Below are 24,016 nucleotides of genomic sequence, written 5' to 3'. Positions count from 1 at the left end.
ACCAATCGCTGTTTTGGTTCATACCGACATTAAATATGATCAATCATGTGCAAAGCCCAGATCATCACAAAGCTCAGCGCCACACCTACCAATCCGATGATCACCCCGAGACGGGCCATTTGATTACTCTCGACATGGCCTGTTGCATGAGCCAAGGCATTCGGCGGAGTACTGATTGGAAGTGACATGCCAAGGGACGCTGCAAAAGTAACAACCAAAATCAAAGTAATTTCACCGCCGAGTGGAACCAGCGTCGCCATTGAAGTACCCAGCGCAGCCATGATAGGCATCAGCAGGTTAGCCGTTGCGGTATGAGACATGAAATTAGCCATCACCAAACACAACAACGCCGAACCAGCTAGCACCACATACGGGGAATAACTATCAAACGGAATACTGTGCACCACCAGGCGAGCGAGTCCGGTTTGATCTAACGCTAAACCCAACGCAATACCGCCAGAAACCAACCACAGCACATCCCAGGAAATCTTCTTCAAGTCTTCCTTGTTGATAATGCCGGTTAAAGAAAAAACCGCGACCGGGATAAGAGCAACGGTATATGAATTCATGCCGTGAGACGAACCCATCAACCACAGAATAATCGTCAGGGCAAAAGTGATGTATACCGTGATAGCCTTCGGCGTTTTCAGGAATTTACCCTTAATGGTTAGCTCGATTTTTTCCTGCTTGGCCGGATAGATCACATTAATCAATACCCAGGCAAACACCAAAAGAACCGCTACAAAAGGAACACCGAAGAACATCCACTCGCCAAAAGTGATCATGTTTTCTCCGGTCAGGTATTTCAATGCAATTGCATTGGGTGGTGTTCCAATTGGTGTACCTATTCCACCGATATTCGCCGCAACCGGAATACATAACGCAAAAGCAATCTTCCCAGGGTCTTTACTGCCAAACAGGGCAATTACCGGAGCAAGAATCGACAACATCATTGCCGTTGTCGCCGTATTCGACATAAACATGGAAAAAATAGCAGTAATCAGCATCAGGCCAAACATCACATTCTTTGGTTGAGTACCGAACGGCTTAAGTAATACACGGGCAAGGTTAACGTCTAAACGATATTTGGTAGCCGCCATTGCAAGGAAAAATCCGCCGAGAAACAACATAATAATGGGGCTGGCAAAGGTGGCCATAATATCGCTGTAAGTCAGCAACTTGCCCAAATGGGGTTGCCCTTCTGCTCCCCGAAACAAGTACAGGCCCTTGTCCGATAACAGCATTAATTCCAGCACAATAATAACAACTGAAGTGGCGTAGATTGGAATAGGTTCCAGCACCCAGCACAGGGCAGCAAGAAGAAAAATAGTAATAACGCGTTGCTGAATAATAGTCAGCCCTTCAACAGGAAAAGCCGATGCAGGCAGAATTAAGACCAGAAGTGGTATCAGGATAGGTATGATGTACTTGATGAAGTGACGCATATTGTGGATATTCCCTTAAAACAAAAAACTGTCCCCCTCATGCCTGTATTCCTCCTTTATTTATATGGAAATGAATTAATCGGAAGAAGTTACAACAAGCATGAGCACCTGCCGGCAGGCGGTTTACTACGGGCAGATATATAACCAAACCACTTCCAGCTAAACTCTCACGGTCATATCATTTCCGGAGATTGAAGTAGTTTGGATATACAGCTCTTTTGCAGGATATATTGTGCAGGAAAGTAGAAAAGGGTTCTTCGAATTAGATCACTAAACAAGTGAATTATAAATAATTTTTCTTAACTGATAAAAAGAAAGACGCAACAAGCGCCTTTCCTACACCAAATACACATAAGCTAATTTCCCCATAACAGATAGTGATGATGAAATTTAATAGATCTTAGCTTGTGAATAAATCAATCAGACCGGATGCTTAAAACAATCACCAATTTGATTACTGATAGCGGTAAGAACATCCCGCCGTGTAATCACTCCGATTAACTGACCATTATCCACCACCGGATAAATTTTAGGTTTTTGGCCTGACATAGTGTCAGCCAGTTCAATAATCGAATCATCCGGCGCTACCGTTAGTACATCCTGACGCATACACTCGCCGACATTATGGGTATCCTGACAGTGATAACCCACTTTCAGTAACTTGTGGATCATATCTTGTTCGGACAAGAAACCAACGACCTTACGGTTTTCATCGATTACCGGCCCGCCGATTTGCTTGGCAGTCAATAACTTATCCAGAGCCTGAGATAATGACATCTTAGGGTCAAAAGTTACCGGCCGCGCATTCATGTAATCTTTTACTTTTAACGACTCCATGCATCCCCCTCAACTGATTGTTTATGCTAGAAATACAGGCTATTTCATCTTTTTATACCTGTTGCCGTTAAGTTAAGTGTCGCCCATTTATTACAAATTACTAAATAGGAATAAGCAATTTCATCAATAGATATGTTCTATTAACCCTGAGTGTTCTGTTCGTGATACAAAAAACCCGCTACTGAATGAGCGGGCTTTGAGAGTTAATTTTTTAAACCGATTTACATAAACAACATCAGTAACATTGCCAACGGTAACTGATCACCAGATGCCAAGATAATCTTGTCACCTTCAATCTGCATATGAAGCGAATAGTTTTGTTCATCCTTCTCAATCACATCGTTCTGCTCCATCATGGTCGCTTTTTCATGCAACGCAGGATCAGCTTCAACCAGCTTAATTGGCAAAATCAAATTAATTTCACCAGTCAATTTTTCTGCAACCTGAGCCATATTTTCTGATGCTCGGGCAATGCCTGGGGCAACCACCATGTTGACATTACTTTTCACATTGCCTTCCGGTGTCACTATGCTCAGGTCATCAATAGAGAATTTCAGCCCCTTAGCTACCAGCAAATCAAGCGCCAAAGCGGCTTCTTCTGCCTGCGCTTGTGTCATCTGATCATCGATATCTTCGGCCATATTGCCCAACCGGCTAATTGCCGGATAGTTCAGATCAGAAAACGCCACCTTGAAATAAAAATCACGATATTCTCGTCCGTCCAATGACACAATTTTATCAATGCGCATCGTATTGGTATTGGTCAGGTGCAGATCGACCTGCTGGCCTGACTTCGAATCAGGCTGAGACAGCACATTGTTCATTGCCAATACTACATTATCGACCTCTACACTTTGATCACTGGCCAAATCCTGGAAGCTGACATGTTGCAGGGAAACATCCTGACTTCCGATCCAGAACTGCCCATCAAGCATCCCTTTGCCATTGCCTCGCAGATCCGTCATATTCATGGCTTCATTAGCCGTTGTAGTTATTGAAGCCTGCGGTAAATGATAGCTGAACTCACCAGCACCTTTGGCATCAACAGTTCCTTCCAGCACAAACGCCTTTATATCAGCCTGTGCTCCTTCCTCATTTTTATACTTCAGCGGATTCATCGTAATATTGAAGTCCGTCTTGCCGCTCAAAGCTGTCGAAGACGTAAAACTAACAGGCGCGACACCTTCTCCCCATAACCTGTCTGCAACTGGCTTGAGTTCATCATCCAATACAAGTTCACTTGACGAGGTCACCCCCATAAAACCGTGCTTAACCTTATGTCGTACCTGCCATACGGTTGGTAGTCCCTCATTATCAAAAACCGGTTTCCACTCGTCCTTGATCTCGATACGGGATACGGCATCTGAATTCAGGTAACCGCGATCGTAGCTTTCACTGCTGATAGTCAGATAAGGGTTTTCGTATTTGCCAACCGTATCCAGATAAATTTGCTCACCAATCTGTCCTGTCGCAAATGGCCAGCACAGTGCAATAGCTACAGCACCACCAACAGCCCCAATTTGTTTCAACATTATGTATCCCAATCTCCAAGAGTGAAAAAGACAGTTTAACACACCAGTCCTAACCGTCGTTGTACAACCTCTATTTATAACAAAGGTTTGTAAGCAGCATCTCAGTCTCTTTTGCTGGTTTCTTATACACTTTAAGTAATAACACAAACAATAAGTAGGAAACTGAGGGTGAATAGTTTTGTCATTGTCTGTCTGGATGACGATCCAGGCATTGTCGAGCGCCTGAACCAGGATCTGGCGCCCTTTGCTGCACTTTTTGATATCTGTAATGCTTACAGTATCGAAGAGGCACTCGACATCCTGCAATTTATCGAAGAAAGCAACCAATCCGTTGCCATGGTGATTTGCGATAACGAGCTAGGCAACGACAACGGAGTCGACTTTCTGGTCCAGCTCGACCAATACCCTGTCACCAACCACGCCCGCTCAATTCTACTCAATGACAAACCTCAGCTTGATGCCATTATGCAAGCCGTCAACGAGGGCCGTTTGCACTACTGCCTGACAAAACCCTGGAACAAAAAAGAACTTCACCAAGTTTTGCTGAAAGAGCTGACAACCTTCGTCCTCAAACATCCCGGCGAGGACTGGCTTCGTTATAGTCAAGCACTGGATCACCGTCGGATCCTCAACGCCCATATCGAACGACAAATGTCGAACTTCCGCTCTGGGTTTATCCAAAATACCAATGAGCTTGATGATGCCAGCCTTGCCCGCCAGGTTGCGGATGCGCTGTATGATTTTTTTGATGGCAACGACGAAGACCGTGCCTGCCGCACTTACAGTGAAAACCACCTGCTAACCAAAGAAGGACAATCCAACGACTTCCTGTGGTTTATCATCCATGGAGAAGTAGCCCTGTACAAAAAAGATGAACACAGCTGCAAGCATGAGGTTGTCCGGGTCGGAGCCGGACATCTGGTTGGCGGTATGTCGTTTGTCACCGGAGAACCGTCGTTTTCCACAGGTGTAACCCTAGGACAAACCAACGTCATTAAACTCGACCGGCAACTGTTTAACAAAGTAATGAACTCCAGAAACGAACTTCTTCCACTCTTTACCAACCTGCTGCTACGTAACTTCAACCGACGCCTGCAAGGCAGTATCCAGACAGAAATGCGTTTACAGCAAACCCTCAAGTCCCTTGACGAGGCATACCACCAGCTAATCGAAAAAGAAAAAATGGCAATATTAGGCCAACTGGTTGCCGGAGTCGCCCACGAGCTAAACAATCCGGTATCGGCGATCCTTCGTGGCAGCGATACTCTCAAACAAACAATCTGCAAACTAACCGATTCACAGCTTGGCCATGAAAATCAAACACGGGGAAACGTCATTTTGCAGCAAGCAATGCAGTCACGTCCTTTATCGACCTCCGAAACCCGCCAGCGGGCCAAACAACTAGAATCCGTCCTCAACGATCGGCAACTAGCCCGAAAAGCGGTACAAATGGGTATAGATGATCCCGACCATCTCGAAACATGGTTGCTACCGCAGAAAAACCAGCTTAAACCGGTTATGGCGGAATGGGATAACTATTACCAGATGGGGAACTTCCTTCGCTCAATCAATGTCTGTGCCCAGCGAATCGCCGATCTCGTAAAAAGCCTGAAGAGCTATGCCCGACAGGACGACGAAACTATCCATTGTGTCGACCTGCACGAAGGACTGGAAGATACGTTGGTCATTTTCGAAAATCGGCTAAAACGCCACCATGTCACCAAAGAATATTCTGACCTGCCGCCTGTAAACTGCCAACCGATAGCATTACAGCAAGTATGGACCAACCTTATTTCCAATGCGCTCGATGCGATTGAAGAGCCAGGAGAAATACACATTTCAACTCACTTCACTCCCGATTCAGACCAGAAAAAAGTGGATGTGATTGTTGAAGATAACGGTAAGGGGATCCCCCCAGAGCAACAGCAGAAAATATTTGAACTTAACTACACCACCAAACGTGAAGGCAACTTTGGATTAGGCATAGGATTGTCTGTTTGTCAGCAAATCATCCATCAGCACGACGGAACGCTCCGGGTTGAATCCGAGCCCAGCAGCTTCACCAGGATGATAGTGACATTACCGCTTTAAAGGAGGCTATATGAACAAATACCTCATCTTATGTGTAGATGATGAAAGGGAAGTTCTCGATAGTGTTTTGCATGACTTAAGCACTCTCGAAGAGTACTTCATTATTGAAGCTGCCGAATCAGTGGATGAAGCTAAGGAAGTGCTCGCCGATACTATTGCCGACCACATCCCGCTTGCCCTGATCCTATGCGATCACATTATGCCCGGTGAAACCGGTATCGACTTCCTGATTGAATTGAAACAACAATCAGAAACCACCCAATGCCGGCGAGTATTGCTCACCGGGCAAGCAGGATTGGAAGAAACTGTCCAGGCCGTCAATAACGCAAGTCTGGATTACTATATATCGAAGCCTTGGGATGGTGATCAACTCAAGGAAATCGTGATCGACCAACTCACAACCTTTATTATTGATAACGAAAAAGAGCTCATGCCATGGGCAAGAGCACTGGACACTGCAAGGATCATGGAAGCACTCAACAAACAGCGGTTGGCGCTTTCAGATATCTAACAATATTTATCATACAAACCTTTTCGGGTTACTTTAAGTGTTATTTTCATCACATAAACAATGCAAGTTAGCCGAAAAGGTGATCTATGAACAATGTGATCACCTTGCACTTCCCAGAAAACCAAGAAAACCAGCTTATGCTTAATATCGGTGGTTTCGGGCATATATGAGACGGTGTGGTGATCATCAATAGCACCTGGGCACCTGGGCAAATAATCCGCCATCTCTATTTATGAGAAAGAATTCCATACCCCAAACATTGACTTAGCAGCACAGTAATCGCGGTTCAGATCACGTTTTTTTGTGAGATTTGCTGCATTTTTACTCTAATATCAACCCAAAGAACAACATACTACCGGAAAAATCTATGCTTGATGTTCTTTGTCCTTTAAAATGAAGCATTATTTTAGGCTCCACGGACTAATTTTCATGCGTAAAACACTTCTTGCCACTGGCCTTATCCTGGCATCAATTTCAGCGGCTCATGCTAACTCTCAAACCATGAGTAACTTCAGTTACGATTACGCTGAAGCGCGTATTGGTGTTAGCCCTCTAACCTATGGTGCAGGCTTCAGTAAGTCAGTTCACCCGAATGCTCATTTCCTTGGTCACGCAGATACTGAATTTAACAGCGACTGGGATCTTGGCCTAGGCATGGGTTTCCACGCACCAGTTAATAACTGGGCAGATATTACCGGTGAGCTGAAGCTACGAAATACAAAGAACAAAACTGAATTTGATAGTACAGGCGGCAAGATGGGTATGGAAGTTAACATCGGTGTACGCCAGTGGTTAGGTCCACAGCTTGAAGTTGGCGGTCAAATCGGCCACTTGAACATTGATAGTCACGAAAAAACAATTGGTACTATTTACGGCCGTTTCCACTCTACAGAGCTGTTCTCTATTGGTGTTCAAGGTCGTCTAAATGACGTTTACGATGACCAAATCATGCTAACAACTCGCTTCAAGCTCTAACGATACCTAAGCTAACACATCCCAATATCCTGGGCTGTTGCCCCTCTTTTCCGGGGGGCAAGCTAATACTTCGGCTTAAACCATCTCTTCCGTTTCAGCCTTAAGCCAGTTAATAAACGCCTCTATTCGCGGCGACATTGCGATTTCACGCCGACATACAATGTAGTAACTTAAAGGCGATTGCACCGACATTGCAAAAGGCGCTACCAACCGTTCAGATTCCAGCTTTTCAGCAATAAACGATTTACGTCCCATTGCCACACCAATCCCCTTCTCCGCTGCCTGGAGAGCCAAATCAGCACGGTCAAACGTACACCCCGCCTCAGGCAACACCACATCATGACGCTGAGCCCAATATTGCCATTCATCATTACGACCGGCCCTCGCCCAAGGTGCAGCATCGTGCAACAACAAACATGCACTCAGCTTTTCAGGCTTGTTATAGAGCTCATGGACTACTGCATACTCGTGGCTACAAACAGGCAGCATACTTTCCCCCATCAGTTTTTCAGAATGGAGTCCGGGGTATTTACCATGACCAAAATATATCGCACAATCGAATGACTCCGTCTGAAAGTCAACCAGTTCATTACGAGTACGAAGGTGAAAACGCAAAGCCGAGTATTTATCAATGAAGCGCTTTAAGCGAGGCAACAGCCAGCTCTGGGCAAATGTTGGCGGAACAGCCACATTGAAATCGCCGCTCAATTCCAGAGTTTTTAAGTCCCTGATCTCATGAGCGATATCACCGAAGTTCTGAGCCACAACGGTTTGAAGACGCTTTCCCTCCTCGGTAAGGGTTAATTTTCTCGGTTGGCGAATAAACAGCTGTACTTCAAGGCTCTCTTCAAGGTTTTTGATTTTATGGCTAACAGCGCTTTGGGTTAGGCATAAAATCTCTGCCGCGCGGGTGAAACTCATTTGCTCAGCGGCAATCAGAAAGCAATGTAGCCCGGAAAGCACAGAACCAGTCAGTTTAGGTAATCGCATGTGGCGTTAATAATCAGTTGGCTCAAAGAATTAGCGCCATCTTATACCCAATTGAAAGCAAAGTGCAGCAATACCAAATTGTAACCAGAAAATATTCAATGAAAACAACACAAAAAAGCCACCACGCTACAGGTGGCCTATGAAAATAACACGAAAATTAACGAGCATACCTACCCGTCAATCGCACGCAATAACCCTTGTTTCCGATCGTCCTTCAGCAAAGACCAATGACAGCCATCAATTGCGCCAGCAAACATCCATAACAACTTCAGGTCAATATCCTTTCCATGAGAATGACGGACCTTACGATAGACTTCAGCCGCCCCCAAAGTGATAAAACTATTAACGTCAGGTACCCCGGCTTTTTTAACCATACGTTCAAGAGTCAACCGCATATTAGGCAAATCACGTAAGCGCTTACTCTGCACCGATGACTTATAAGCTTTTTCTTTCTGGGAAACTTCAATGGATACCTTAATGAGCTCACTGCACAATTCTTTGTTATGCAAAAATAATTCAGTTACATCATAGTAGTTAACAACAGCTGTAGTACTGCGTTTTATGTGCTTGAACTTATTACAATTAAGCGAAGTCAGTTGTTGATCAAGGGCTTCACCACCGCGCAAGAACATCGATTGATCAGTTAAAATTGCGTACATGGCATTATTGATAAAGATCCCCGTTCCTCCAAACATCGAACGTTTATCATAACTGCCAAATTCGCGAAGAAAATTAAAGAAGTCAGCCTTAATCGATCGCACAACATATTCCTCCGTAAAACGTTAGTGGTCGTTTTCTCTCCAGTAACGCTAAACAAAAAAGCGTCAACAAATTGACAATGACACAACAAAATCGTAATTACCACATATGAAACAACTGGCACTTGAATTTGAGATTTGAGGCATATTATGGGTTGCAAAAAAAGTGAAAAGTGACAATTAATGACCATTTTTTTCTGTGTAAAACCTCCCAAAAACCGATTAGAGATTCGCCACCTGATTATCGTTATTCTTGTCAGTGGAGGCTATGGTTATAAATTATAAGTGGAGGGTATATCATGTCTGAGATCACACTCTTTCCATCTTCAAAGCATCTTCTTCCCCAAGGAAGGTTAGCTGTAACCATTGCTGAAGACCGATATATCCATATGATTAAACAATCGCTTGCTGAAAAACAGGACTTCGCCCTATGCATGTTAAATGAATCTGAAGAGCATGATGAAATAAAGAAGATCCCAGCTATCGCAACGAAAGGGATCATTGTCGACTTCAATTCGGACGAATGTGGCCTGCTAAGCGTCATTATTGAAGGACAACAAAAAATACGCTTACTATCGATACAAATCGCTAAGAATGGCCTCCTGATCGCGAAATATGAACCATATCCCACATGGGATACCGCGCCGATTGATAACGCTACCGCTTGTCTGTCTAAAAAATTAAAGCTCTTTTACGCCACGCTACCAGAAATCGGCGCCTTATATCCCACACCTGCCTATAATGATATAACTTGGGTCTGTCAGCGCTGGCTTGAAATACTTCCTCTGGAAGTCCATTACAAACAACTGCTCATTACCCAAGAGAACACCAAACTAACAATTCGCTTTTTACTTAAACTACTGGATAACAACGAAATACCTACAACGGAGCTTATCTAGACGCAGGTAATAACTATTTGCATTTTTTTGCACTCTATATCTGTTTATCATCAGTTGCACAAGATAGAATGTCCCTCTCGATTTCAAGTTAGTAATTGTAATGGCACACGTTTCTTTTTTTTGGCTCAAACCAGAGAATGATAAAATTGTAAAAGGACTTGAATCTGAGTTCTGTTCGCTCGTGAAAAATGCAGCAAAACAGAACCGTCTTACGCTTCCCCCTATTCCAGATGTCCTCTCCAAGATTCAAGCACTCTGCAAGGAAGAAGATACTACCATTCGCGATGTCGCCAATGTTTTGCTTGATGACCCTGCAACTACGGCTTACATTGTGAAAATCTCTAATACCATGATGTTTAACCGCTGCAATGTGGTATGCCACGATATTCAAACCGCGGTCAGCAGGCTGGGGATCTTACGTGTCCGGGATATCATTACCGCACGTGCAATTGAAGATCTGAAACGCGAAAGCAATTTTGGTATTTACTGTAATGAGCTGCTGCATCAAAGTGCAATCCGTTCCCGACAGTTGGCTGCAACCATGACATTAATTAGCCAAGGTTTAATCAACTACAATGAAACGCCTATTGATATTGAGCCGGAAAAATCATTATTAGCTGGCCTGTTTGCTGATATTGGCCTGTTCAGCTTGGTTAATGAGTACAAAAATTACTTAGATAGCGGTAACTTCCTAAGCATTGATATCGCTCAATATGTCTTTGAGCATTGTTGCCAGGAAGCTAGTCTGCTTACTCTGAAGCACTGGGGATTTGATGATGATTACCTGGAAGTCGCATCTAACACTGAGATGCCTTTCAGGACAAGATTAAATACCTCATACCTTGATATCGCCCGCATGGCCAACCATCTCTTGTTATATAAAAACAGTGATGATGCCATTGATGAACATCATGTTGAATTGGATCTTGCCGGGGCTGAAGTTATGTACGAACTGACCAATATGCCTGAAGCAGAATTTAATTATCAACTTAGAAACGTTATCAAAAACAGCGGCTTTTAAAGATCACAAATAAATCACCACAGCATCAACTGAGCAGATATTGACCGCTTCTCATTGATGCTGATAAGCTGCCTGTTGCAATAGCAAGTGGCAGCTTTTTCACTGAATTTATTGGTTATACCAACAAACACCCACACAGTTTTTCATCGTACTATCCAAATACAAGCGTAGGGACGCACATGTTTTCAGGAATGTTATATATCTTCCTGCCGCTGGTGATCGGTTACCTGATCCCGGTCGATAAGGAATCCGTCGTAGATTTTATTAATACCCAAACCAGTCGCCTGGTACTCGTTATACTCGCCTTAATGGGATTGAGCCTGGCCGGTCTCGATAATGTGGGGAAAAACCTTAGTCAAATTCTGATCTACACATCAGTTTTTTTTATCTCGATCAGTGCTTGTAACCTATTAGCATTACCACTTTTAGATAAGATCTGGCCGACGGATACCAGTCAGGATCACCGCAAATTTCCGTTTTTTAAAATGATAATGGAATCAGTCAGATTAGTCCTTGTCGTTACCGCTGGACTGATCGTCGGCCTTTTATCTGGATTTGATCTCAGTTGGGTAGATAAAGCCAGTGAAATCATTTTACTGATCTTGCTATTTCTTATAGGTATTCAACTTCGTAATAGCGGAATGACATTACGCCAAATTCTATTAAACCGAAAAGGAATTACGATTGCCCTGTTGATCGTAATGACCTCGCTTCCAGGGGGGATCATTGCTGCGATGCTACTTGGGATCCCGTTAACTCATGGCCTAGCAATGGCTTCCGGCTTTGGCTGGTATTCACTGACGGGAATTTTAATCGGTGACAGTCTTGGGCCTGTGTTTGGCGGTGCTGCGTTTCTTAACGAACTGCTTCGAGAACTAGTAGCCCTAAGTATTATCCCCATAGTAATCGGACGCTACCCAAGTACCGCCATAGGCTACGCCGGTGCAACTGCGATGGACTTCACTCTTCCCATAATCCAAAACAGCGGAGGGATCCGGTGCGTACCAATCGCTATCGTCAGCGGCTTTATCCTCAGCTTGTTAGTGCCTGTTCTGATATTGTTCTTTCTTTCGTTGTAATACCTAAACGACAAAAGGGAAGCCGAAGCTTCCCTTTTTATTCAATGAATCGTAGGACCGTATTAGTTGTTACGGATCCACTCATCCATATCAGATTTCAGGTTGTCAGACTTAGTACCGAAGATAGCCTGAACACCACCACCAGCAACAACAACACCAGCTGCGCCAAGTTTTTTCAGTTTATCTTGATCAACCTTATCAACACTTGCAACAGCAACACGTAGACGAGTGATACATGCATCAAGGCCTGTGATGTTATCTTTGCCGCCAAACGCCATTACGAGTTCTTTCGCAAGCTCAGAACCGGTAGCGCTAACTGCTGCAGCTTCTTCCTCATCTTCACGACCAGGAGTCTTCAGATCAAGCTTAGCGATCACAGCGCGGAATACCACGTAGTAGATAATCGCGTAAATCAGCCCCATGAATGGGAACAACCATAGCTTGTGAGAGTTCGCCGAAAGAACAACGAAGTCAATGAAACCGTGAGAGAAAGAAGTACCGTGTACCATGCCCAGCATGTTAGTCATCACAAATGCAGAACCCGCTAGTAGTGCGTGGATTCCGTAAAGCACAGGTGCAACAAACATGAATGAGAATTCGATTGGTTCAGTGATACCGGTCAGGAACGAAGTCAGTGCGGCGGAAAGCATGATACCACCAACTTTAGCGCGGTTTTCAGGCTTCGCTGAGTGCCAGATCGCAATCGCAGCAGCAGGCAGACCGTACATCTTGAACATGTAACCACCAGCAAGCTGACCAAAACCGTTACCAGCAAGACGAGTCGCTTCATTAGCTTCTAAGTAACAAGTTAGAACACCGGTACGCGCTTCGCCAGCAGCATTAACACACTGACCAGCTTCGAAGAAGAATGGAACGTTCCAAACGTGATGCAGACCAAATGGAATCAAAGCACGTTCAACGATACCGTAGATACCGAATGCCAGTGTTGGGTTCTGGTGAGCAGCCCACTCAGAGAATGCCTGGATTGCAGCACCAACTGGAGGCCAAACAACTGAAAGCAGAACGCCCAGAGCGATGGCACAGAAGCCAGTCATAATTGGCACGAAACGCTTACCAGCAAAGAAGCCCAAGTAGTCTGGTAGCTGGATACGGAAAAAACGGTTGAAAGCCCAAGCAGCCACACCACCGACAAGGATACCACCAAGTACACCTGTATCAATTTTGTCGACGCCCATTACATTTGCCATAACAGCAAGCGTTGCCGCCATGATGCCATAACCGACGATTGCAGCCAGGCCGGCAACACCATCGTTATTTGTAAAGCCTAGTGCAACACCTACAGCAAATAGCAAAGGCATCTGGCCAAATACAGAACCACCTGCTTGTTCCATGATTTGAGAAACAACGTCTGGCAACCAGCTAAAGTTAGCGGCACCAACCCCCAGCAGAATACCTGCTACCGGCAGAACCGATACAGGCAACATAAGCGCCTTACCGACTTTCTGCAGGTTAGCAAAAAGGTTCTTAAACATATTGTGCTCCTGAGTGAGATGTTTTAATTAGATATCAAGTCAGTGCAAGCGACCTACCCCCGTAGTCATTAATGCTAGCACCACTTTTATTTTTATTTCGGCATTAAGTATAAAATGCTGTGATAAATATAACTTGATGACTATCAATAATACCAATGACCTATGAAATAAAATTTCAAATTTAAATATAGATCACAGTCACAAAAACTGAAAACCACCAACCAAACACAGATTAAACCTATGTTTTTGTTGGAAAAAAAACAAAGATCACACCAAACACACCCAATGTAGCATTATTTCATCAATGTAATATGAGTTACTTTACGTAACGAAATTACATTTGCGTAATTTAGCACAAATACCAACCAAACAAGGCGATTAAGTGACACCAAAAACAGGATGGGGAAAATTCAAACAATAAAAAAGGAGCCTTAGCTCCTTTTTTATTCAATTATCGTTTTGCTCGCGAAAAAAGCTTAAAGAAATTGTTTGTGGTAATTTTTTCTACATCTTCAACTGAAACGCCTTTTAATAAGGCAACATATTCAGCAACTTCGCGAACATAAGCAGGCTGATTTTGCTTACCTCTGTGTGGAATTGGTGCCAAATAAGGAGAATCAGTCTCAACCAAGAGACGCTCAAGCGGTAAACTACTTACAACATGCTTAAGCTCACTTGCTTTGTTAAATGTTACAATACCAGAAATCGAAATATAAAAGCCAAGTTCAATAGCTTCCTGCGCCATCTCCAGGCTTTCCGTAAAGCAGTGCAAAACCCCACCGCATTTCTCCGCCCCTTCCTCGCGTAAAATCTTCATTGTATCTTCGCGGGCCATACGGGTATGAATGATCAATGGCTTATTCAATTCCACAGCTAAGCGTATATGCTGGCGGAAGATTTCTTGCTGTTGCCCAGCCAATTCTGGCTGATAATGATAATCCAAACCAGTTTCACCGATAGCAACCACTCGCTCATGCTGCGCAAACTCCCTTAATTTATCGAAATCAAAACCAGCTTCAATATCCAATGGATGCACACCACAAGAAGCAAATACATTTTCATGTGGCTGAATCATTTCCATCATGGTTGGGAAACTTTTCAAAGTAACACCAACAGACAAAAAGTATTCAACCCCTCGAGCCTTTGCCTTGGCTAACACATCATCAATCCCTGTATGCATTTTCTCATAATCCAATTTGTCCAGGTGACAATGTGAATCAACTAACACTACGATTTCCCCACTTTAATTCATTTTCATCCATGGTTGATAAAGCCAGTCAACCACTCAACAATTAACAATTCTTCATTCAATCCAGAATGCGTTTCCAGCTGACGATACAGTTCGTTGACTTTCCTTACCTGAGCAAGCAACACAGCCGGATTAGCCGTAGCAGCAACAGCCTGAACCTTGTCTAAAGATTCACTATGAACAAAACAGCTACTGACTCCCTGCTGACACTTAATACAATCAACCAGAAAATAACTCAGCCACTTAAGGCTAATATTGCCTTCGCTGGTACAAAGGGCTGCCACATCATAAATACCGGAAAACGGAGATTGAACAAATGCGGAAAATACTTCAACAAGCTTACCATGGCGAATATCTTGCCCCTGCTCAATAAACTGCAAGGTTGCCAGCGGAGCTCCGCTATTTAATCGCACCGCCTCAAGCTTGGTTGTCTGCATTATTTGTTTCTCAACCCAGCGCCTTGTTTCCTGCTCATTTGGCATAGACAATCGCCACTTATTACAACGACTATTAATCGTCGGCAACATATTGTCCAGCGACTGCGCAGTTAGAATAAACTGACAGCCCGATGGCGGCTCTTCCAAAGTCTTTAACAATGCATTTGCTGCAGCCTCACCCAAAGCATCAGCATGATCGATCATAATGACTCGCTGACCACCAAGTTGGGACGTTTCAACAGCCCAGCGATTGCACTGGCGTATGATATCTACCCCAATCTGCTTACCCTCTTGTAACGGCGCTACAAAGTGGAAATCAGGATGGGTTTTCGCCGCAAAAAGCTGGCAGCTATGACACATCCCGCAAGGTTCCGAATCACAGTTTTGACATAGCACAGTCTGGGCCAGTTGCTTAGCTAGCACTTCTCGCCCGCTTCCTTTTGCGGCAAGTAGTAAAATCGCATGGTGAAGGCGTCCCTGACCAAGAAGCAACTGCCAGTTTTGCCACAAAGCTTGCAGCCATGGGTATAGCATACTACCGCTGCTCCAACCAAGTAGCCAACGCCTTTGTGATATCGGCTGTCACCGCTTCAAGTGACTGGCTTGCATCAATAATAACCACGTTCGGATCGTTTTCAGACAACTCAAGAAACCGAGTTCGAGCACGATGGAAAAAGTCGATATTCATCTGCTCAATACGGTCAAGTTCGCCACGCCCGCGGGCACGCTCAAGCCCCAAAACCGGGTCAATATCCATATAAATCGTGAAATCCGGACGGAAATCACCAAGTACCGTATCTCTCAAATTTGCCATTAAGGCTTTATCAAAACCACGTCCACCGCCCTGATAGGCCTGAGAAGACATGTCATGGCGATCACCGACAACCCAGCGCCCAGACGATAAGGCAGGCTTGATCACATTATCAACCAACTGAATACGAGCAGCGTAGAGCAGCAGAAGCTCAGCCATATCCGTTAACGGCTCGTCAGGGTGCCCCTCCTTAACCAAAGCTCGCATCTGCTCAGCCAAAGGCGTACCGCCAGGTTCTCTTGTTAGTTCAGGCGACTTAATCCCATGCTCAGCCAGAACGTTAGCAACTTGTTTAATAGCCGTGCTTTTACCAGCCCCTTCGAGGCCCTCAATTACAATAAATTTACCAGTCATTATTTTTTCTTTAGTGTTCTTAGATACGCACGAACAGCTCGGTTGTGCTCATTCAGCGTTTTAGAGAATTTGTGACCGCCTTTGCCATCAGCCACAAAATAGTAATAACTACTATTTTCCGGCTTAACGGCCGCAAGCACTGATGCCTTGCTCGGCATCGCTATCGGCGTCGGAGGCAAACCGAAAATGGTATAGGTGTTATACGGTGTCGGTGTGCGCAAATCACGCTTACGAATGTTGCCATCGAATTTATCTCCCATACCATAAATTACCGTCGGATCAGTCTGGAGGCGCATTCCTTTATTCAAACGGTTCATGAAAACCGATGACACCACAGTGCGCTCATTATCAACAGCCGTTTCCTTCTCGATAATCGAGGCCATAATCAACGCTTCGTACGGATTCTTAAGCGGGATTCCCTCATCACGGCCTTCCCAGGCTTCTGACAATAAGTTAGTCATCTGCTGATAAGCTCGCTTAAGCAGCTCCAAATCCGACGTACCAGCCGTGTAGTGATAAGTTTCCGGTAACAGGTATCCTTCCAGCTTACTGACGTCAGCCCCTATCGCCTTAGCAATCTCGACTTCAGACATACCAGCGGTTTCATGGACAACCGCTGGTGCCTCACTTAGCAGTGACAACCAATCAGCAAAGCGATCCCCCTCAAGCAAAGTGATCGCAAACTGGTGCTCTTTACCTGAGGCAATCAACGCCAGCACATCACGGAAGGTACCCTTATTTGGAACCAAATATGTGCCAGTTTTGATATAAGCTAGTTCAGGCTCCAGACGTACGGTCCAGCGGGACCATCGCGAAGGCGGGAAAATTTCCTGCTTAACCAACTGGTTTAACAAACCACGAAAAGAAGTGCCCGGAGTCACCGTAACAAAAGTTTCTGATTTATTAATGACAGGTTGCTGTAGGGATGCCTGTACCTGCTGATAGGACCAAGCCAACACGCCAGCAGCAATCAATCCCATCAAGACAAATGCTATTACCAACTTCTTTAGCACGTATACAACCTCTCGTTTAACCAATCCAGCGCATCTCGCGCCGCAAACCGTATTCCGTTTATATTTGTTATCGGCACCAATGCCATCAAAGCATTAGTAATAAAGACTTCATCAGCACAAAGCAATATATCGAGTGGTTTTTTAACAAACTCCAGACAATACTCGCTGTTGCCAATCAACTCGATCACATGTGCTCTCATCACCCCATGGACCCCTGACATATCAAGATCCGGCGTAAAAATCGTATCACCTTTACGCCAAAAAATATTTGAAGCCGTTGCTTCCATTACATGACCGGAAACATCCAGCGCCACGGCATCTAACCAACCATTTTGCTCTGCTTCCTGTTTCAGTAACACTTGCTCCAAGCGATTCAGGTGCTTAAATCCTGCCAACAAAGGAGATAGAGAAAGTCGTTGCTGACATACCCCCAGCTCAATACCTTCCTGCTGCCAATGGGTATAGTATTCAGGCCAGACAAAATCAGAAATCACCACTTGGGTGTCACTGCAGCCAGACGGGCTATATCCTCGTCCACCAACACCTCTGCTGATCAATACCTTAATGCCACCTTTATTAGGATACTCAGCAGCCAATTGGTAAACAGTGTCTGTCAACAACACCCAGTCGGGTGGAGTCATACTAAACGCTTCCACATTCTTTTGCAGTCGTTTCAGATGCAGCGACCAAAGCCGCGGCTTTCCCTGTTCAACCAAAATCGTTGAAAAGCAACCATCGCCATACAGCATGGCGCGGTCTGCCACAGACACTACAGCTCGTTCGCTGCCGTTAACCAGTATCATCCTTAGCACACTCGTAACAGATAAAAAAACGGCCCGGTGCATAACACCGGGCCGTCTTATGATAACAGGTTATCGTTAGATTTTCTTAAATAGCAACGAACCGTTAGTACCGCCGAAACCGAATGAGTTACATAGTGCATACTCAAGTTTCACCTGGCGAGCTTCACCAGCCACATAATCCAGGTCACAGCCTTCATCAGGGTTTTCCAGGTTGATTGTTGGTGGAACAGCCTGATCAACCAGCGTCATCGCAGTGATGATAGACTCAACAGAACCTGCAGCACCCAACAGGTGGCCAGTCATAGACTTGGTAGAAGAAACCAGTACTTTGTCTGCTGCCGCACCCATGGCGCGCTTGACACCCAATGTTTCAGCCACATCACCAGCAGGAGTCGACGTACCGTGAGCGTTCACGTAGCCGATTTCTTCTGCATTGATGCCTGCATCGCGGATTGCCGCTTCCATAGCTAGCGCACCGCCAGAACCATCAGCACTTGGTGAAGTCATGTGGTAAGCGTCACCACTCATACCAAAGCCAACAAGCTCTGCATAAATTTTCGCACCACGCGCTTTCGCGTGTTCATACTCTTCAAGTACCATCATACCGGCACCGTCACCCAGTACGAAACCATCACGGTCTTTATCCCATGGACGAGATGCTGCTTGTGGATCATCATTGCGAGTAGATAGTGCTTTCGCTGCAGCAAAACCACCCATACCCAGCGGAGTCGATGCTTTTTCAGCACCACCAGCAAGCATTGCATCCGCATCGCCGTATGCAATCATACGTGCAGCATGGCCAATGTTATGAAGGCCAGTTGTACATGCCGTAGAAATAGCGATGTTTGGACCACGTAGGCCATGCATGATAGACATGTGACCGGCGATCATGTTTACGATTGTTGAAGGAACAAAGAACGGGCTGATTTTGCGCGGACCTTTTTCCATCAGTGCCTGATGGTTGGCTTCAATAAGACCCAGACCACCAATGCCAGAACCGATTGCCACACCAATACGAGGGGCATTTTCTTCAGTTACTTCAATACCAGAGTCTTTTAACGCTTGTACGCCTGCTGCAATACCGTATTGAATGAACAAGTCCATTTTGCGGGCATCTTTCTTAGTCATGTATTCTTCGCAATTGAAGTCTTTGACCATACCAGCAAAACGAGTTGCAAATGCGCTAGCATCAAAGTGTTCAATATTGCTAATACCGCTAGTGCCGGCCAGTAGAGCTTTCCATGAAGATTCAACAGAATTGCCAACCGGTGATAGCATACCCATGCCAGTAACAACTACGCGACGTTTTGACACGATTAATTTCTCCGGGAATTGAGGATAAAATAGGTTTAGAAATTAAATCAGGCGGTCATGGTGACCGCCTGGAGGGAGTTCTTAATTACTCAGAAGCGCCAACAACGTAGTCGATTGCAGCTTGAACTGTAGTAATTTTTTCAGCTTCTTCGTCAGGAATCTCAGTGTCGAATTCTTCTTCAAGAGCCATTACTAGTTCAACTGTATCTAGAGAGTCAGCACCTAGATCGTCAACGAATGAAGCTTCGTTTTTAACTTCAGCTTCGTCTACACCTAGTTGCTCAACGATGATTTTTCTTACGCGTTCTTCGATGTTGCTCATACTAATCTATTTCCTTAAAACAAGAATTCGCTAATGCGATTTGCTGTAGTTTATTCATTACTGCAAAAGTTGCAATACATAAGATGCTGGTCAAACCACGATTTTACCTGAAAACAAGTTGAGTTTGACTTGCATCATCAAGTTATGCAACTTTTTTGGTTAAATCATGTACATGCCGCCGTTGACATGAAGTGTTTCACCGGTCACATAACCAGCATCATTTGACGCAAGAAATGCGACAGCCGCTGCAATTTCACGCGGTTCACCCAAACGACCAGCAGGAACTCCTGCAAGTGTAGCAGCGCGTTGCTCATCATTCAGGGCTTTTGTCATATCGGTTTCGATAAAGCCTGGAGCAACAGCATTCACGGTAATACCGCGAGAGGCCACTTCACGTGCCATCGACTTAGTAAAGCCAATCAGACCAGCCTTCGCTGCTGCATAGTTGGTCTGACCTGCATTACCCATACTACCGACAACAGAACCAATGCTAATGATACGGCCGTGGCGCTTTTTCATCATTGCACGCAGCACAGCTTTAGACAGGCGGAAGATTGACGTCAGGTTGGTATCCATGATGTCCTGCCACTCGTCGTCTTTCATTCGCATCAGCAAGTTATCGCGAGTGATACCGGCGTTGTTTACCAGAATATCAATATCACCATACTGAGCTTTAATGTCCTTCAGAACAGACTCGATAGACTCTGGTGAAGTAACATTCAGTGCCATACCTTTACCGTTTTCACCCAAGTACGCACTGATTGCTTCTGCACCGCTTTCTGATGTCGCAGTACCGACTACAGTTGCACCACGCTCCACAAGAATTTCAGCGATTGCACGGCCAATACCACGGCTTGCACCGGTTACTAGAGCAATTTTACCTTCCAGGCTCATTGTCATTCCTCTTCTAAAAATAGCATGCAGCCAATTGATTACTTGATAAGGTTAGTAATCAACCCCACAAAAACAGACTGCAACCTTACTTGGCAGCTTCCAGTGTTGCTGGGTCGTTCACAGCCGCACCACCAAGTGCTCGATTAATACGTTTTGTCAGGCCAGTCAGTACTTTACCAGGGCCCATTTCCAGCAGTTTTTCAATACCTTCTTCAGCCATGCGCTCAACAGACTCAGTCCAGCGAACCGGGCCGTATAGCTGCTTAACCAGCGCCAGCTTGATAGCTGCTGGATCAATTTCAGTCGCTACATCAGCATTATTGATTACCGGAATCACTGGCGTGTTAAATTCGATGCTTTCAAGCGCTACAGCCAACTTCTCAGCAGCAGGCTTCATCAGCTCACAGTGAGAAGGAACAGAAACAGGAAGCGGAAGTGCACGCTTAGCACCGGCTTCCTTACATAGGGCATTTGCACGCTCTACAGCTTCTTTATTACCAGCAATCACTACCTGGCCTGGTGAGTTAAAGTTAACAGGAGAACAAACCTGGCCTTGCGCAGCATCTTCACACGCTTTAGCAATTGCGTCGTTGTCCAAGCCGATGATTGCAGACATCGCACCAACACCAGCTGGTACCGCTTCTTGCATCAGCTGACCACGTAGTTCAACCAACTTCACCGCTTCTTTAAAATCAATAACACCGGCACATACCAATGCAGAGTACTCGCCCAGGCTATGACCTGCCAATACAGCTGGCTGCTCACCGTCTTGCTCCTGCCATACACGCCAGATCGCTACAGATGAAGTCAGCAATGCAGGCTGAGTTCGGTGAGTCTGGTTCAGTTCTTCAACCGGACCATTTTGAACAAGCGCCCATAGGTCGTAGCCAAGCGCTTCAGACGCTTCAGCAAAAGTTTGCTTTACTACGTCAAACTGCTCTGCCAGATCTGCCAGCATGCCAACAGTCTGAGAACCTTGACCAGGGAAAACAATCGCGAACTTAGACATTCGAGAATCCTTATTCTTGTTACTGATTATTCAGCATATTAACGAACTATCCGCGGCTTTAAACATACCGCTGCGCAAAACCAGCAATTCGGTACGGCAGCAAAAAACGGATAGCTACCTAATTTAAACAATAATATTTAACGGTTCTAACTTTGGTACAGTCATACTTCATCGCACCAGCAACAATTAGAACTTAACTAAAGCAGAGCCCCAGGTAAAACCGCCACCAAAGGCTTCAAGCAGCAAAGTCTGACCTCGTTGAATACGGCCATCTCGTACTGCTTCATCTAATGCTGTCGGCACGGTTGCTGCCGAAGTGTTGCCGTGACGATCAAGGGTTACAACCACCTGATCCATCGACATCGACAGTTTTTTCGCCGTTGCTGAGATAATACGCAGGTTTGCCTGATGTGGAACCAGCCAATCTAGCTCAGACTTATCCATATCATTGGCTGCTAAGGTATTTTTCACCAGGTTCGACAGCTGTGTTACTGCAACCTTAAACACTTCATTACCAGCCATATACAGCCATTTATCATCGCTGAATTCTTGACCGTGATCTGGTACGGCCAGGCTTAATAAGCCACCGAAATGACCATCAGCATGTAGGTGAGTAGAAATGATACCCGGTTCTTCACTCGCGCCCACAACTACTGCGCCGGCAGCATCACCAAACAGAATGATCGTAGAACGATCATCCGGATCACATTTGTGTGATAGTGCATCGGCACCAATCACCAACACATTTTTGGCCATGCCTGTTTTAATGTGCTGATCTGCAATGCTCAAGGCATAAACAAAACCTGAACATGCCGCAGCAATGTCAAACGCCGGACAGCCTTTAATATCCAGCATGCCTTGTACCTGACATGCTGCAGATGGGAATGAGTGACTCGCACTGGTAGTCGCTACAATAATAAGATCTATGTCTTCTTTATCAATGCCCGCCATTTCAATAGCGTTTAAAGAAGCCTGATATCCCATTACAGCTACAGTTTCATCTGCAGATGCAATTCGACGTTCACGAATACCGGTACGAGCAACGATCCATTCATCGCTGGTATCGACCATCTTTTCCAAATCGGCATTAGAGCGGACTTGTTCTGGCAGGTAGCTGCCGGTACCTAAAATTTTGCTATACATGAAGACTAATAATGCCTCTCGAGTAAGACTTCTTCCAAACGGTCACTGATTTTTGTCGGTATTTGCCGTTTGACCTCGTGCACCGCTTCGCCAATTGCATTTGAGAAAGCGGCAATATCAGCACTTCCATGGCTTTTGACCACAATACCGCGCAATCCTAACAGACTTGCACCATTATACTGGTCGGGGTTCAACTGTTTCAGGCTCTCAAACAGGTCACTAAACAACCACTTAGCAACCAAGCGCTTCAGTGGATTGTCGGTAACCGCATTTTTGATGCTTTCAATAAATAAATTAGCCACCCCTTCGCTGGTCTTCAGGCTCACGTTGCCGACAAAACCATCACACACAATTACATCAGCACGACCACTATAAAGCTCATCACCTTCAAGATAGCCGATGTAATGAATATCGCGTGAATTTGCCAACATTTCAGCACAACGTTTGACTAAATCATTTCCTTTAATCTCTTCCTGACCAATATTGAGCAAGGCAACGCGCGGTGGTGTTCCGCTCCTCTGCTCAGCCAGCACCGCTCCCATCACCGCAAACTGGAATAAGGTATCGGCATCACACGAGACATTCGCCCCGAGATCCAGAAGCCAGGTCATGCTCTGGGTCTTAGTCGGAATCGCCGACACCAATGCAGGGCGATCCACACCTGGAAGCTGCTTTAGCGTATAGCGAGACAATGCCATCAGCGCACCCGTATTACCGGCACTGACACAAGCATCCGCTTGCCTGTCGGCAACCGCATCCAATGCTGTACGCATGGAAGATCCTTTGCTTCGACGCAAGGCATGAGAAGGGCGAGTATCATCAGCAATAACGTGATCGCAATGAACCACGCGAATTCGGGGATGGTGAAGTTGGTTTAGAAGAGACAGTTGAGATGTGATCGCACTTTGATCACCAAAAAGAATAACTTTGAGCTCCGGGTATTGTAACAATGCCTGCACGGAGGCAGGCACTGTTACTTGGGGACCGAAATCCCCGCCCATTGCATCAAGTGCAACGGTTAGACCACTCAAGGTTC

General features: G+C 45.3%; 23 protein-coding genes. 6 read left to right on the top strand and 17 right to left on the bottom strand.

Features of this window, described 5'->3' with window-relative positions:
* Positions 1-29 precede the first annotated feature (29 nt).
* The 3 genes from Q0852_RS03550 to Q0852_RS03540 form a co-directional block, all read right to left on the bottom strand.
* Positions 30-1,445, bottom strand: coding sequence for an SLC13 family permease (locus Q0852_RS03550; protein ID WP_299013929.1), 1,416 nt, complete (start codon positions 1,443-1,445; stop codon positions 30-32).
* 420 nt (positions 1,446-1,865) lie between these two features.
* Positions 1,866-2,282, bottom strand: a complete 417-nt coding sequence (locus tag Q0852_RS03545; RefSeq protein ID WP_299013926.1) for a CBS domain-containing protein — start codon at positions 2,280-2,282, stop codon at positions 1,866-1,868.
* Positions 2,283-2,503: 221 nt separating this feature from the next.
* Positions 2,504-3,814, bottom strand: coding sequence for a DUF945 family protein (locus Q0852_RS03540; protein WP_299013924.1), 1,311 nt, complete (start codon positions 3,812-3,814; stop codon positions 2,504-2,506).
* A 168-nt stretch (positions 3,815-3,982) separates the two neighbouring features.
* Between Q0852_RS03540 and Q0852_RS03535 the strand changes: the two genes are divergently transcribed.
* The 3 genes from Q0852_RS03535 to Q0852_RS03525 all read left to right on the top strand — a co-directional run bounded on the left by Q0852_RS03535 (position 3,983) and on the right by Q0852_RS03525 (position 7,391).
* Complete coding sequence (locus Q0852_RS03535) at positions 3,983-5,905, top strand: ATP-binding protein (protein ID WP_299013921.1); 1,923 nt, start codon at positions 3,983-3,985, stop codon at positions 5,903-5,905.
* Between the two features lie 10 nt (positions 5,906-5,915).
* Positions 5,916-6,416 (top strand): response regulator, encoded by a 501-nt coding sequence (locus Q0852_RS03530; protein WP_299013918.1) that lies wholly within the window; start codon positions 5,916-5,918, stop codon positions 6,414-6,416.
* Between the two features lie 429 nt (positions 6,417-6,845).
* Positions 6,846-7,391 carry a hypothetical protein gene (locus Q0852_RS03525; RefSeq protein ID WP_299013915.1) on the top strand — a complete coding sequence of 182 codons (546 nt, stop codon included), beginning with the start codon at positions 6,846-6,848 and terminating at the stop codon, positions 7,389-7,391.
* 75 nt (positions 7,392-7,466) lie between these two features.
* On the opposite strand, the gene dsdC is transcribed toward Q0852_RS03525, so the two are convergent.
* On the bottom strand, positions 7,467-8,381 hold the full coding sequence (gene dsdC, locus Q0852_RS03520) for a DNA-binding transcriptional regulator DsdC (RefSeq protein ID WP_299013912.1): 915 nt from the start codon (positions 8,379-8,381) through the stop codon (positions 7,467-7,469).
* A 170-nt stretch (positions 8,382-8,551) separates the two neighbouring features.
* Entirely contained in the window at positions 8,552-9,142 is a 591-nt protein-coding gene (locus tag Q0852_RS03515; RefSeq protein WP_299013909.1) for a TfoX/Sxy family DNA transformation protein, read from the bottom strand.
* Between the two features lie 296 nt (positions 9,143-9,438).
* Between Q0852_RS03515 and Q0852_RS03510 the strand changes: the two genes are divergently transcribed.
* The 3 genes from Q0852_RS03510 (at position 9,439) to Q0852_RS03500 (ending at position 12,138) form a co-directional block, all read left to right on the top strand.
* Positions 9,439-10,038 (top strand): LON peptidase substrate-binding domain-containing protein, encoded by a 600-nt coding sequence (locus tag Q0852_RS03510; protein ID WP_299013906.1) that lies wholly within the window; start codon positions 9,439-9,441, stop codon positions 10,036-10,038.
* A 100-nt stretch (positions 10,039-10,138) separates the two neighbouring features.
* Positions 10,139-11,059 (top strand): HDOD domain-containing protein, encoded by a 921-nt coding sequence (locus Q0852_RS03505; RefSeq protein ID WP_299013903.1) that lies wholly within the window; start codon positions 10,139-10,141, stop codon positions 11,057-11,059.
* Between the two features lie 179 nt (positions 11,060-11,238).
* Positions 11,239-12,138: a lysine exporter LysO family protein gene (locus Q0852_RS03500; RefSeq protein ID WP_299013900.1), complete on the top strand. Its 900-nt coding sequence runs from the start codon at positions 11,239-11,241 to the stop codon at positions 12,136-12,138.
* A gap of 62 nt (positions 12,139-12,200) precedes the next feature.
* Here Q0852_RS03500 and ptsG read toward each other — a convergent pair whose 3' ends face one another.
* The 12 genes from ptsG to plsX form a co-directional block, all read right to left on the bottom strand.
* Complete coding sequence (gene ptsG, locus Q0852_RS03495) at positions 12,201-13,631, bottom strand: PTS glucose transporter subunit IIBC (protein ID WP_299013897.1); 1,431 nt, start codon at positions 13,629-13,631, stop codon at positions 12,201-12,203.
* 451 nt (positions 13,632-14,082) lie between these two features.
* A complete protein-coding gene (locus Q0852_RS03490; protein WP_299013894.1) occupies positions 14,083-14,859 on the bottom strand; it encodes a TatD family hydrolase in 777 nt (258 codons plus the stop codon).
* A gap of 26 nt (positions 14,860-14,885) precedes the next feature.
* Entirely contained in the window at positions 14,886-15,851 is a 966-nt protein-coding gene (gene holB / locus Q0852_RS03485) for a DNA polymerase III subunit delta' (protein ID WP_299013891.1), read from the bottom strand.
* A 1-nt stretch (position 15,852) separates the two neighbouring features.
* Positions 15,853-16,482 (bottom strand): dTMP kinase, encoded by a 630-nt coding sequence (gene tmk, locus Q0852_RS03480; RefSeq protein ID WP_299013889.1) that lies wholly within the window; start codon positions 16,480-16,482, stop codon positions 15,853-15,855.
* Positions 16,482-17,495, bottom strand: coding sequence for an endolytic transglycosylase MltG (mltG, locus tag Q0852_RS03475; RefSeq protein ID WP_299013886.1), 1,014 nt, complete (start codon positions 17,493-17,495; stop codon positions 16,482-16,484). Before mltG ends, tmk begins: the two co-directional genes overlap by 1 nt.
* Positions 17,489-18,298 carry an aminodeoxychorismate lyase gene (gene pabC / locus Q0852_RS03470; protein WP_299013884.1) on the bottom strand — a complete coding sequence of 270 codons (810 nt, stop codon included), beginning with the start codon at positions 18,296-18,298 and terminating at the stop codon, positions 17,489-17,491. The genes mltG and pabC overlap by 7 nt, the downstream gene beginning before the upstream one ends.
* A 75-nt stretch (positions 18,299-18,373) precedes the next feature.
* Positions 18,374-19,612, bottom strand: a complete 1,239-nt coding sequence (fabF, locus tag Q0852_RS03465; RefSeq protein WP_299013882.1) for a beta-ketoacyl-ACP synthase II — start codon at positions 19,610-19,612, stop codon at positions 18,374-18,376.
* A gap of 85 nt (positions 19,613-19,697) precedes the next feature.
* Entirely contained in the window at positions 19,698-19,934 is a 237-nt protein-coding gene (gene acpP, locus Q0852_RS03460) for an acyl carrier protein (protein ID WP_299013880.1), read from the bottom strand.
* Between the two features lie 159 nt (positions 19,935-20,093).
* Positions 20,094-20,828, bottom strand: a complete 735-nt coding sequence (gene fabG / locus Q0852_RS03455) for a 3-oxoacyl-ACP reductase FabG (protein WP_299013878.1) — start codon at positions 20,826-20,828, stop codon at positions 20,094-20,096.
* Positions 20,829-20,913: 85 nt separating this feature from the next.
* On the bottom strand, positions 20,914-21,837 hold the full coding sequence (fabD, locus tag Q0852_RS03450; RefSeq protein WP_299013876.1) for an ACP S-malonyltransferase: 924 nt from the start codon (positions 21,835-21,837) through the stop codon (positions 20,914-20,916).
* A gap of 186 nt (positions 21,838-22,023) precedes the next feature.
* The gene (locus Q0852_RS03445) at positions 22,024-22,980 is read right to left on the bottom strand and encodes a beta-ketoacyl-ACP synthase III (RefSeq protein WP_299013873.1); all 957 of its coding nucleotides are present in this window, start codon (positions 22,978-22,980) and stop codon (positions 22,024-22,026) included.
* Positions 22,981-22,985: 5 nt separating this feature from the next.
* Positions 22,986-24,011 carry a phosphate acyltransferase PlsX gene (gene plsX / locus Q0852_RS03440; protein WP_299013870.1) on the bottom strand — a complete coding sequence of 342 codons (1,026 nt, stop codon included), beginning with the start codon at positions 24,009-24,011 and terminating at the stop codon, positions 22,986-22,988.
* Positions 24,012-24,016 lie beyond the last annotated feature (5 nt).

It is taken from the genome of uncultured Photobacterium sp., from assembly GCF_947502415.1.
In the GTDB taxonomy this organism is placed as follows: Bacteria; Pseudomonadota; Gammaproteobacteria; order Enterobacterales; family Vibrionaceae; genus Photobacterium.
The sequence above is the reverse complement of the archived record's forward strand: the minus strand, read 5'-3'. Positions and strand labels throughout refer to the sequence as shown.